The sequence below is a fragment of the Sinorhizobium sp. GQ132 genome, from assembly GCF_059758575.1.
On the sequence record NZ_JCAXDX010000014.1, the window covers coordinates 93722 to 105332 of the forward strand.

Genomic DNA, 11611 nt, shown 5'->3' on the forward strand with positions numbered 1-11611 from the left:
CGCACCCGCGGCGGGCCGCTTTTTATTCACCCATCTGCAATTGTGACCATCACGTATGTTGACATAAACATATCTTTATGTGAGTAAATCGATAATTCTTTGTCGTTTTCAGAACGGGAGATCTCCCATGTCCGCCGCCGACGCCCTCTTTGGAAACGTCTCGCCCAAGCCGGATGGTTCGGAAATTTTCCGGCAGCTCGCCCGGGCGGCGGCTGAACGCATCCTCATCATGGATGGCGCCATGGGAACGGAGATCCAGCAGCTCGGTTTCGTGGAGGATCACTTCCGCGGCGAACGCTTCGGTGGGTGCGCCTGCCATCAGCAGGGCAACAACGACCTCCTGACGCTCACTCAGCCGAAGGCGATCGAGGACATTCATTACCACTACGCCATCGCCGGCGCCGATATCCTCGAAACCAACACCTTCTCCTCAACGCGGATCGCCCAGGCCGATTACGGCATGGAGGACATGGTCTACGATCTCAATCGCGACGGCGCGCGGCTGGCGCGGCGGGCGGCGAAGCGGGCCGAGGCGGAGGACGGCCGGCGGCGCTTCGTGGCAGGCGCGCTCGGCCCCACCAACCGCACTGCGTCTATCTCGCCGGACGTCAATAATCCCGGCTATCGGGCCGTCAGCTTCGACGATCTGAGGCTCGCCTATGCCGAGCAGGTGCGGGGCCTCATCGACGGCGGTGCCGACATCATCCTGATCGAGACGATCTTCGATACGCTGAATGCCAAGGCGGCGATCTTCGCCACGCAGGAAGTCTTTGCCGAAAAGGGGGTCCGCCTGCCGGTGATGATCTCCGGAACGATCACCGATCTCTCCGGCCGTACCCTCTCAGGCCAGACGCCCACGGCCTTCTGGTATTCGGTGCGCCATGCGGAGCCGTTTACGATCGGGCTCAACTGCGCGCTCGGCGCCAATGCGATGCGCGCCCATATAGCCGAGCTCTCGGCGGTTGCCGACACGCTCGTCTGCGCCTATCCGAATGCCGGCCTGCCGAACGAGTTCGGCCGCTATGATGAAAGCCCCGAGCAGATGGCGGTGCAGGTCGAGGGCTTCGCCCGCGATGGTCTCGTCAACATCGTCGGCGGCTGCTGCGGTTCCACGCCGGCCCATATCCGCGCCATCGCCGAAGCGGTCGCCAAATATCCACCGCGCCGGGTGCCCGAGATCGATCGCCGCATGCGGCTTTCCGGCCTCGAACCCTTCACGCTTACCGACGAGATCCCCTTCGTCAACGTCGGAGAACGCACCAACGTCACCGGCTCGGCGAAGTTCCGCAAGCTGATCACGGCCGGGGACTACGCCGCCGCACTCGATGTGGCGCGCGATCAGGTTGCGAACGGCGCCCAGATCATCGACGTCAACATGGACGAAGGCCTGATCGATTCGAAGCGCGCGATGGTCGAGTTCCTGAACCTCGTCGCCTCCGAGCCGGATATCGCCCGCGTACCGGTAATGATCGACTCGTCCAAATGGGAGGTGATCGAAGCCGGGCTCAAATGCGTTCAGGGCAAGGCGCTGGTGAATTCCATCTCGCTCAAGGAAGGCGAGGAGGCTTTCCTGCACCATGCGCGCCTCGTGCGCGCCTATGGCGCCGCTGTGGTGGTGATGGCGTTCGACGAGAAAGGCCAGGCCGATACGAAGACCCGCAAGGTGGAAATCTGCCGGCGGGCCTATCGCCTGCTGACGCAAGAGGTTGGCTTCCCCCCGGAGGACATCATCTTCGACCCGAATATCTTCGCGGTCGCGACCGGCATCGAGGAGCATAACAATTACGGCGTCGACTTCATCGAGGCGACGCAAGAGATCATCGCGGCACTGCCGCATGTCCACGTCTCCGGCGGCGTGTCGAACCTCTCCTTCTCCTTCCGCGGCAACGAGCCGGTGCGCGAGGCGATGCACGCCATCTTCCTTTATCACGCGATCCAGGCCGGCATGGACATGGGCATCGTCAATGCCGGACAGCTTGCCGTCTATGACGCGATCGACCCGGAGCTGCGCGAAGCCTGCGAGGACGTGGTGCTCAACCGCCGGGCCGATTCGACCGAGCGCCTCCTGGAGATCGCCGAGCGCTATCGCGGGAAGGGCGGGAGCCAGGGCAGGGAGAAGGACCTTTCCTGGCGCGAATGGCCGGTGGAGAAGCGGCTCGAACATGCGCTCGTCAACGGAATTACCGAATTCATCGAAGCCGATACGGAAGAAGCCAGGCTTGCCGCCGAGCGGCCGCTGCATGTCATCGAAGGGCCGCTGATGGCCGGGATGAACGTCGTGGGCGATCTCTTCGGTTCCGGGAAGATGTTCCTGCCGCAGGTGGTCAAGTCCGCCCGGGTGATGAAGCAGGCCGTTGCGGTGCTGCTCCCCCATATGGAGGAAGAGAAGCGCGCCAATGGCGGCGGCGAGGCACGCGAGAGTGCCGGCAAGATCCTGATGGCGACCGTCAAGGGCGACGTGCACGACATTGGCAAGAACATCGTCGGCGTCGTGCTCGCCTGCAACAATTACGAGATCATCGACCTCGGCGTCATGGTGCCCTCGGCTAAGATCCTTGAGGTGGCGCGCGAACAGAAGGTCGACATCGTCGGTCTTTCCGGCCTCATCACGCCGTCGCTGGACGAGATGGCACATGTCGCTTCCGAGCTCGAACGGGAGGGCTTCGATGTCCCGCTGCTGATCGGCGGGGCGACGACCAGCCGCGTGCACACGGCGGTGAAGATCAATCCGCGTTACAGCCTCGGCCAGACTGTCTATGTCACCGACGCCAGCCGCGCGGTCGGCGTCGTGTCGAGCCTGCTCTCGCCGGAAGTCCGCGACTCCTACAAGAAGACGGTCCGCGCGGAGTATCTCAAGGTTGCCGACGCACATGCCCGCAACGAAGCCGAGAAGCGCCGTCTGCCGCTTTCGCAAGCGCGGGCGAATGCCCTTCGGATCGACTGGGATGCCTACCAGCCGAAGGTGCCGTCCTTCCTCGGCACGCGTATTTTCGGGGGCTGGGACCTCGCCGAACTGGCCCGCTATATCGACTGGACGCCGTTCTTCCAGACCTGGGAGTTGAAGGGGGTGTTCCCGAAGATTCTCGATGACGAACGCCAGGGGGCTGCCGCTCGCCAGCTCTTCGAGGATGCGCAGGCGATGGTCGAAAAGATCGTGGCCGAGGCATGGTTCGCCCCGAAGGCCGTGATCGGCTTCTGGCCGGCCGCCGGCATGGGCGACGACGTCCGCCTCTTTACCCACGAGGTGCGCGAAGCCGAGCTTGCCACCTTCTTCACGCTGCGTCAGCAAATGGTGAAGCGTGACGGCCGGCCGAATGTCGCCCTTGCCGACTTCGTCGCACCGGCGGCGAGCGGCAAGCGGGACTATGTCGGCGGTTTCGTGGTGACGGCCGGCATCGAGGAGGTGGCGATCGCCGAACGCTTCGAGCGGGCGAACGACGACTATTCCTCGATCATGGTGAAGGCGCTTGCGGACCGCTTCGCAGAGGCCTTTGCCGAGCGCATGCATGAATATGTCCGCAAGGAGCTGTGGGGCTATGCTCCGGACGAAGCCTTCACGCCGCAGGAACTGATCGCCGAACCCTATGCGGGCATCCGCCCTGCGCCCGGCTACCCTGCGCAGCCCGACCACACGGAGAAGGAGACGCTTTTCCGGCTCCTGGATGCGGAAGCCGCTATCGGCGTCAGGCTCACCGAAAGTTTTGCGATGTGGCCGGGTTCTTCGGTATCGGGCCTCTATGTCGGCCATCCCGATTCCTATTACTTCGGTGTCGCAAAGATCGAGCGCGATCAGGTGGAGGACTATGCCGATCGCAAGCGCATGAGCGTCCGCGATGTCGAGCGCTGGTTGTCGCCGATCCTCAATTACGTGCCGATGCCGGAGACGGAAGCGGCGGAGTAGGCCGCAGAATTCATCCGTCCGGACGTGCGTCGTTTCCAGGTGTCCGCTAGGGCATTTCAAGGTTTATGGAAACGCTGAAATGCCCAACCATTTAATCCAACGCACTTCGGACGGAAAACCGTTACACACTTTTCCTGGAAGTGCTCTAGCGGCCCCCGGCCAGTATCATCTGAGCCGCCTTCTCGGCGATCATGATCGTCGGAGAATTGGTGTTGCCGGAGGTGATCGTCGGCATGATCGAGGCATCGGCGATGCGCAGGCCGGCAATGCCGCGCAGCCGCAACTCGGGATCCACGACGCTATCGGGGTCGCCACCCATGCGGCAGGTACCGACGGGATGGAAGATCGTCGTGCCGATGTCGCCTGCCGCGCGTTTCAACTCCTCGTCCGTCTCGCAGTTCGACCCGGGCTTGAACTCGACGGGATTGTAGCGGGCGAAAGCGGGCTGCGCGACGATGCGGCGGGTGAGCCGGATCGACTTCACGGCCACGTCCCGGTCGGCCTCGGCCGTCAGGTAGCGCGGGCGGATGTCCGGCGCCGCGGCGAAATCCGGCCCTTTCAGATGTACGGAACCGCGGCTTTCCGGCCGCAGATTGCAGACGCTCGCGGTGATGGCGGGAAAGGGGTGTACCGGCTCGCCGAATTTTTCGAGCGTCACCGGTTGTACGTGATACTGCAGGTCCGGCGTTTCCTTCTCCGGGCCCGATCGCGTGAAGATACCGAGCTGGCTCGGCGCCATGGCCATCGGGCCGGAGCGGCGGACAAGATATTCGAGGCCGATCGCGGCCTTGCCGAAAAGTGAAGTCGCCTTTTCGTTGAGCGTCGGGACGCCGGTCACCTTGTAGGCGAGACGCAATTGCAGATGGTCCTGCAGGTTTTCGCCGACACCGGGCAGCGCGTGGCGGACCTCGATGCCGTTTTCGCGCAGCACGTCGGGCCGGCCGATTCCGGAGAGTTCGAGGATATGCGGCGAGCCGATCGCCCCGGCCGAAAGCACGGTTTCGCGGCGCGCCCGGGCGCTCTTCGTGATTCCGTCATGCTGGAACTCGACGCCGGCGATGCGGCCGTCTTCGAGAATGAGCCGGCGGACATGGGCTTTCGTCAGGATCGTAAGGTTCCGCCGGTTCCTGGCAGGTTTCAGGAAGGCCTTGGCCGTATTCCAGCGGATGCCGGACCGCTGGTTGACGTCGAAATAACCGGAGCCCTCGTTGTTGCCGCGGTTGAAATCGTCGGTCTCCGGAATGCCCGCTTCGGTCGCAGCCTTCTGGAAGGCGTCGAGCACCGCCCAACGGACGCGCGCTTTCTCGACCCGCCATTCGCCGCTTGCGCCGTGCATGTCGTCGGCGCCGCGGTAATGGTCCTCGGATTTCCTGAAGAACGGCAGCACGTCGTTCCAACTCCAGCCGGGGCAGCCGAGCTGGCGCCAGAGGTCGTAATCTCGCGCCTGCCCGCGCATGTAAATCATGCCGTTGATCGAGGAGCAGCCGCCGAGCACCTTGCCGCGCGGGTAACCGAGAGACCGGCCGTTGAGACCCTCCTCCGCCGCCGTGGTGAAGCACCAGTCGGTGCGCGGATTGTTGATGCAATAGAGATAGCCGACCGGAATGTGGATCCAGTGATAATTGTCGCTGCCGCCGGCCTCGAGCAACAGCACGCGGTGGTCCGGGTTTTCCGACAGGCGGTTGGCGAGCACGCAGCCGGCGCTGCCCGCTCCGACGATGATGAAGTCGAACGTGTCCATTGGTTTTCTCTATGTCGAGGCCCGACGTGGTTCGGACCGATGCATGGTCAATGCTTGTGGCGATGCTCGAAGCCGAGCCTGCGGCCGAGCCGGGAGTTGTAGAACTCGCCGACGATGCCGCGGCGGAACAGAAGCACGCAGACCATGAAGACGATGCCGGTTATGATCGTGACCGGAAATTCCGACGTCGCCAGATAGTTCTGCAGCGTCACGACGAGACCCGCGCCGAAGAGCGGCCCGATCAGCGTTCCGATGCCGCCGAGAAGCGTCATCAGGATGACCTCACCGGACATCTGCCAGCTGACGTCGGTCAGCGTCGCGAACTGGAAGACGAGTGCCTTCAGACCGCCGGCGAGCCCGGTAAGCGCCGCCGACATCACGAAGGCTGCGAGCTTGTAGTTCCTGACCGAGTAGCCGAGCGAGATCGCGCGCGTCTCGTTCTCGCGGATCGACTTCAGGATCGTGCCGAAGGGCGAATTTATGATCCGCCAGATCATGGCGATGCCGATGACGAAGACGGCGAGCACGAAATAATACATGTTCGTCGGCTGCGAGAGATCGATGAAACCGAGGAGATGGCCGCGGGGCACCGACTGGATGCCGTCCTCGCCGCGGGTGAACCCGGCCTGGAGGCAGAAGAAATAGAACATCTGGGCCAGCGCCAGCGTGATCATGGCGAAGTAGATGCCCTGCCGGCGGATCGCGAAGAAACCGACGACCGCGCCGAGAAGTGCAGCGCCGACGACGCCGAAGAGGACGCCGAGTTCGGGCGGCACGCCCCATTCCTTGACGGCATGCGCGGTGAAGTAGGCCGCGCCGCCGAAGAAGGCGGCATGGCCGAAGGAGAGCAGCCCGGTATAGCCGAGCAGCAGATTGAAGGCGCAGGCAAAGAGCGCGAAGCACAGGATCTTCATGAGGAAGACGGGGTAGAAGAACAGGGGCGCAAGCAGCAGGCAGGCAAGGCCGACGCCGAGAAACACCGTCTGAACGATGGCCGGCGAGCGTTCCTTCTGCTTCGCGAGTTCGAGTGTCAGCGTCATATCAAGCATCCCGACCGAAGAGACCCGCGGGCCTCAGCAGGAGAACGATGGCCATGATCACGAAGATCACGATGTTGGAGGCCTCCGGATAGAAGACCTTGGTCAGTCCTTCGGCGATACCCAGCAGATAACCGGTGACGATCGCGCCCATGATCGAGCCCATGCCGCCGACGACGACCACTGCGAAGACGACGATGATGATGTTCGATCCCATCAGCGGCGAGACCTGGTAGATCGGTGCCGCGAGAACTCCGGCAATTGCGGCGAGCGCCGCGCCGAGCCCGTAGGTCAGCGTCAGAAGAAAGGGCACGTTGATGCCGAAGGATTGCACCAGGACCGGATTTTCCGTAGCGGCGCGCAGATAGGAGCCGAGCTTGGTCTTCTCGATCATGAGCCAGGTGCCGAGGCAGATCACCAGCGAAAAGACGATGACCCAGCCGCGATAGATAGGCAGGAACATGAAGCCGAGATTGGCCCCGCCCGTCAGCAGCGCCGGCGTCGCATAGGGCTGGCCGGACGCGCCGTAGAGATAGCGGAAGGTGCCTTCGATGGTGAGTGCCAGGCCGAAGGTGAAGAGGAGGCCGTAGAGCGGATCGAGCGTATAGAGCCGCCTCAGCATCGTGCGCTCGATAACGGCGCCGATAAGGCCGACGAGAAGGGGCGCGAGAATGAGCGCCGGCCAATAGCCGATGCCGAAATAGGATAGCAGCAGCCAGGCCATGAAGGCGCCGAGCATATACTGCGCGCCGTGGGCGAAGTTGATGACGCGCAGGAGCCCGAAGATGATGGCGAGGCCGAGGCTCAGGAGCGCATAGAAGGAGCCGTTGATGAGCCCGATCAGCAGCTGCCCGAGGAAGGCCTGGAGTGGAATTCCGAAAATCATCGTCATGGTCTACACCCCGAGCACATCATGCAGCATGTCCATGCGCGCGGAAAGCTCCGAAACCGGAAACTCGCCGGCCACACGCCCATGGTCCATCAGGTAGAAGCGGTCCGCGACCTTGCTCGCGAAACGGAAGTTCTGTTCCACCAGGAGAACGGTGATGCCGCGTTCCTTCAGCTTCTTCAGGACCTCGCCGATGCGCTGCACGATCACCGGGGCAAGCCCCTCGGTCGGCTCGTCGAGCAGCATCATCCGGACGCCGGTCCGCAGGATGCGGGCGATCGCCAGCATCTGCTGCTCGCCGCCGGAAAGCTTGGTCCCGGCGCTGTTGCGGCGCTCGTGCAGATTGGGAAAAAGCTCGAAAATCTCGTCGATCGTCATGCCGCCCTTCGCGACCGCCGGCGGCAGCAGGAGATTTTCGTAGACGGTAAGCGTCGAGAATATGCCGCGCTCCTCGGGGACGAATCCCAGGCCGCGATGGGCGACGCGGTGGAGGGGCACGTGGATGAGGTCCTCGCCGGCGAAGCTGATTTCACCTCTGCGCTCGCGCACGATCCCCATGATCGCGCGCAGGGTCGTCGTCTTGCCGACGCCGTTGCGGCCGAGCAGCGTGACCATTTCGCCTTCGCCGACGGTCATGTCGACGCCATGCAGGACGTGGCTTTCGCCGTACCACGCGTTAAGGCCGGCCACCTTGAGAAGCGGTTTCATCTGGAGGCCTCCTCCGTGCCCATATAGGCTGTGCGGACGCGCGGATCCTCCGAGACCGTCGCATAGTCGCCTTCCGCGAGGATCTCGCCGCGCTGCAGGACGGTGACGTGATGGCAGAGCGTCGCGACGACCGAGAGGTTGTGCTCGACCATCAGCACTGCGCGCTCGCGCGCCACTTCGCGGATGATCTCGGCGACCATGCCGACGTCCTCGTGCCCCATGCCGGCCATGGGCTCGTCGAGGAGCAGCACCTTCGGCTCGAGCGCCAGCGTCGTGGCGATTTCGAGTACGCGCTTGCGACCGTAGGAGAGGTCCGCGGCGAGGGCGTTCGCCTCCCTGTCGAGACCGACGGAACGGATCAGCTGCTCGGCCTTGCCGTTGAGGGTGTCGAGCGACGATAAGGATTTCCAGAACTGCGTCGCAAGGCGATTCGGCCGTTGCAGCGCGACGCGGACATTGTCGAGCACGGTCAGGTGTGGGAACACCGCCGAGATCTGGAACGAGCGTACCAGACCCATGCGGGCGACCTTGTCGGGCGCGGTCCTGGTGATGTCCTCGCCGAGCAGGGTGATCGTGCCATGGGTCGGCTGCAGGAACTTCGTCAGGAGATTGAAGACGGTGGTCTTGCCGGCCCCGTTCGGGCCGATCAGCGCATGCACGCGGGCATGATGGATATCGAGGTCGACGTCCTTGACGGCGGTGAAGCCGCCGAAGTCGCGGCGGAGCCCGCGGGCGGACAGTACCACCCGCGGCGCTCCATTCTCCAAAGGCATGGCGACGGTCATCGTCTTGCCGATCAGGACTTCACGAGCTCGCAGCCGCTCTGGGCCGGGTCGATGAAGGCTTCCTTCCCGGGAATGGTCGCGAGAACCTTGAAGTAGTCCCAGGGCTCCTTGCTCTCGTCCGGCTTCTTGACCTCGAGAAGATACATGTCGTGGATCATCCGCCCGTTCGGCGCGACCGTCCCGTTCTTTGCAAAGACGTCGTCGACCGGAAGAGCGTGCAGCTCTTTGGCGACAGCTTCCGTCTCGTCCGTTCCGGCCTTCTCGATCGCTTTCAGATATTGCAGGACGGCCGAGTAGGTGCCGGCATGAACCATATTAGGCATTTTGCCGGTGCGCTCCATGAAGCGCTTGCCGAACTTGGCGCTCTCCTCGTCGCGGTTCCAGTAGAAGCCTTCGGTGAGCGTCAGCCCCTGCGCCGCATCGAGGCCGAGACCGTGGACCTCGGCCAGCGTGAAGAGCAGGGCCGCCAGGCGTTGCCCGCCCTGGACGATGCCGAACTCGGCCGCCTGCTTGATGGCGTTCGAGGTGTCGAGACCGGCATTGGCAAGACCGATCACCTTGGCTCCCGAGGACTGGGCCTGCAGCAGGAAGGAGGAGAAATCGGTGGTTGCAAGCGGATGGCGGACGGCTCCGACGACGGTGCCGCCGTTCTCCTTGACATAGTTGCCGGTATTCTCTTCCAGCGAATAGCCGAAGGCATAGTCGGCGGTCAGGAAGAACCAGCTGTCGCCGCCCTGCTTGACCAGCGCGCCGCCGGTGCCGACCGCGAGCGAGTGGGTGTCATAGGCCCAATGGAAGCCGTAGGGGCTGCACTGCTTGCCGGTGAGCTCCGTCGTTGCGGCCCCGGTGACGATGTCGATCTTCTTCTTTTCTTTCGAGATCGCCTGCACGGCAAGCGCAACGGAGGAGGTGGTCAGCTCCATGATGCTGTCGACCTGCTCGGTGTCGTACCATTGCCGCGCAATGTTGGAGGCGATATCGGGCTTGTTCTGATGGTCGGCGGTCACCACCTCGACCGGGACGCCGAGCACTTTGCCGCCAAAGTCTTCGACGGCCATCAGCGCCGCCTCGTAGGAGGATTTGCCGCCGAAATCGGCATAGACACCGGATTGATCGTTGAGAATGCCGATCTTGACCTTGCCGTCGGATGCGTCGGCAAGGGCGGCGGTGCTGCCGGCGAGCACCATTGCGAGCGTGGCGATCAGTTTCTTGTGCATTTGTCCTCCTCCCAAAGGTTCTATGTTTTAAAGGGCGATGCGAAGCCGCCGTGCGGATACACATAGGGCTCGGCCGTGCCCTTTCGAGACCTCGGCCGCCTCCCCACATCGCTCTGTTCAAATTTGACCAGACATGCTCCTCAAATGTCGGCCGCGATGTTTACCATCCAGAAAATTCTGCTTGGAAGCAAGTCGGTCGACCCTTAAATTGCAAACAGCATCTGTTCATTTTTGAACAGAAGGGGAGGGACATGAATCCGAATTTTACCTGGGACGATCTGCAGTTCTTCCTCGCGGTCGCGCGAACGGGCCAGCTCTCGACGGCAGCGCGACGCCTGCGGACGAGCCACGCGACCGTCTCGCGCCGCATCGACCGGCTGGAATTCGCACTCAAGGTCAAGCTCTTCGAGCGCAACCCCCGGGGCTACGTGCTGACGACCATGGGCCAACGCTTCGTCGAAACGGCCGAGCGCATGGAGCGGGAGACGGAGCAACTGCAGCTCGACATCAGCGACGGCATGACGGCGCAACGCGGTGTCGTACGGCTGAGTACGCTCGAGGGTTTCGGCAACTTCTTCCTCGCGGACCGGCTTGGGGAGTTCGCCGAGCGCTATCCGAACATCTCGCTCGAGCTCGTGGCGATCCAACAGATCATGTCGTTGTCGCGCAAGGAGGCGGATATCGCGGTGGCGCTTGCCGCACCGAAAGCCGGAGCTTACCATGCCGAAGTGCTGACGCCCTATACGCTGCATGTCTATGGGGCACGCAGCTATCTCGCCGGGCAGCCGCCGATCCGCACACGCAGCGATCTCGGCTCCCACCGCTTCGTCGGTTATATCGACGACATGATCTTCACGCCGGGACTCGATTATCTGGGCGAGATACAGCCGGGGCTGCGCGCCCATTTTCAAAGCTCGAGCATCCTCACCCAGTTGAAGGCGGTGCGCCAGGGATTAGGTCTTTGCGTGCTCCCGCACTTCATGGCGCAGGATGAACCCAACCTCGAGATTGTGTTGCCGGATGAAATCGAGCTGAAACGGACCTATTGGCTGATTTGCCACCGCGATCTGATCGCGATACCCCGGGTGAGGGCCGTACGGGATTTCCTGGTGGATGCCGCGACCGAAAACCGAGGCTGCTTCCTGCGTGAGACGCCGCTCGCATCGACGGGTCCGCGACGGGTTCTTGAACGTCAATAGCTCGTTAACCATATATGAGAGGCAAACGCAGGGCCTTTCCCGGCGCGAGGGTCCCAAAATGGATGCCCCGCCTGCCGGTTTCCGGCCCGGTTTGCAGACGCAGGAATAAACACCCTTTAAAAACAGTCACTTAT

The 11611-nt window shown here is 63.0% G+C and carries 8 protein-coding genes; 2 read left to right on the forward strand and 6 right to left on the reverse strand.

Annotated features, from left to right (window positions below; translation table 11 throughout):
- Window positions 1–127: 127 nt before the first annotated feature.
- Window positions 128–3901 carry a methionine synthase gene (gene metH / locus AC6CIG_RS25815; RefSeq protein ID WP_437409535.1) on the forward strand — a complete coding sequence of 1258 codons (3774 nt, stop codon included), beginning with the start codon at window positions 128–130 and terminating at the stop codon, window positions 3899–3901.
- A gap of 145 nt (window positions 3902–4046) precedes the next feature.
- On the opposite strand, the gene AC6CIG_RS25820 is transcribed toward metH, so the two are convergent.
- The 6 genes from AC6CIG_RS25820 to AC6CIG_RS25845 are packed head-to-tail and all read right to left on the reverse strand — an operon-like array spanning window position 4047 to window position 10278.
- A complete protein-coding gene (locus AC6CIG_RS25820) occupies window positions 4047–5642 on the reverse strand; it encodes a GMC family oxidoreductase (RefSeq protein WP_127710707.1) in 1596 nt (531 codons plus the stop codon).
- Window positions 5643–5689: 47 nt separating this feature from the next.
- Window positions 5690–6682: a branched-chain amino acid ABC transporter permease gene (locus AC6CIG_RS25825; protein WP_127710709.1), complete on the reverse strand. Its 993-nt coding sequence runs from the start codon at window positions 6680–6682 to the stop codon at window positions 5690–5692.
- 1 nt (window position 6683) lies between these two features.
- Window positions 6684–7571 carry a branched-chain amino acid ABC transporter permease gene (locus AC6CIG_RS25830; protein ID WP_018099717.1) on the reverse strand — a complete coding sequence of 296 codons (888 nt, stop codon included), beginning with the start codon at window positions 7569–7571 and terminating at the stop codon, window positions 6684–6686.
- 3 nt (window positions 7572–7574) lie between these two features.
- Window positions 7575–8276, reverse strand: coding sequence for an ABC transporter ATP-binding protein (locus AC6CIG_RS25835; protein WP_100674581.1), 702 nt, complete (start codon window positions 8274–8276; stop codon window positions 7575–7577).
- Window positions 8273–9061 (reverse strand): ABC transporter ATP-binding protein, encoded by a 789-nt coding sequence (locus AC6CIG_RS25840; protein WP_127710711.1) that lies wholly within the window; start codon window positions 9059–9061, stop codon window positions 8273–8275. Before AC6CIG_RS25840 ends, AC6CIG_RS25835 begins: the two co-directional genes overlap by 4 nt.
- Window positions 9062–9072: 11 nt before the next feature.
- Window positions 9073–10278: a beta-hydroxybutyrate-binding protein gene (locus tag AC6CIG_RS25845; RefSeq protein WP_004435262.1), complete on the reverse strand. Its 1206-nt coding sequence runs from the start codon at window positions 10276–10278 to the stop codon at window positions 9073–9075.
- Between the two features lie 251 nt (window positions 10279–10529).
- Here AC6CIG_RS25845 and AC6CIG_RS25850 point away from each other — a divergent pair, with 251 nt between their 5' ends.
- The gene (locus tag AC6CIG_RS25850; RefSeq protein WP_127710713.1) at window positions 10530–11477 is read left to right on the forward strand and encodes a LysR family transcriptional regulator; all 948 of its coding nucleotides are present in this window, start codon (window positions 10530–10532) and stop codon (window positions 11475–11477) included.
- Window positions 11478–11611: the final 134 nt, after the last annotated feature.

What these genes read in the sequence shown, in the direction of transcription:
- metH (WP_437409535.1), top strand. Translation starts at nt 128, where the DNA reads ATGTCCGCCGCCGACGCCCTCTTTGGAAACGTCTCGCCCAAGCCGGAT.
- AC6CIG_RS25820 (WP_127710707.1), bottom strand. Translation starts at nt 5,642, where the DNA reads ATGGACACGTTCGACTTCATCATCGTCGGAGCGGGCAGCGCCGGCTGC.
- AC6CIG_RS25825 (WP_127710709.1), bottom strand. Translation starts at nt 6,682, where the DNA reads ATGACGCTGACACTCGAACTCGCGAAGCAGAAGGAACGCTCGCCGGCC.
- AC6CIG_RS25830 (WP_018099717.1), bottom strand. Translation starts at nt 7,571, where the DNA reads ATGACGATGATTTTCGGAATTCCACTCCAGGCCTTCCTCGGGCAGCTG.
- AC6CIG_RS25835 (WP_100674581.1), bottom strand. Translation starts at nt 8,276, where the DNA reads ATGAAACCGCTTCTCAAGGTGGCCGGCCTTAACGCGTGGTACGGCGAA.
- AC6CIG_RS25840 (WP_127710711.1), bottom strand. Translation starts at nt 9,061, where the DNA reads ATGACCGTCGCCATGCCTTTGGAGAATGGAGCGCCGCGGGTGGTACTG.
- AC6CIG_RS25845 (WP_004435262.1), bottom strand. Translation starts at nt 10,278, where the DNA reads ATGCACAAGAAACTGATCGCCACGCTCGCAATGGTGCTCGCCGGCAGC.
- AC6CIG_RS25850 (WP_127710713.1), top strand. Translation starts at nt 10,530, where the DNA reads ATGAATCCGAATTTTACCTGGGACGATCTGCAGTTCTTCCTCGCGGTC.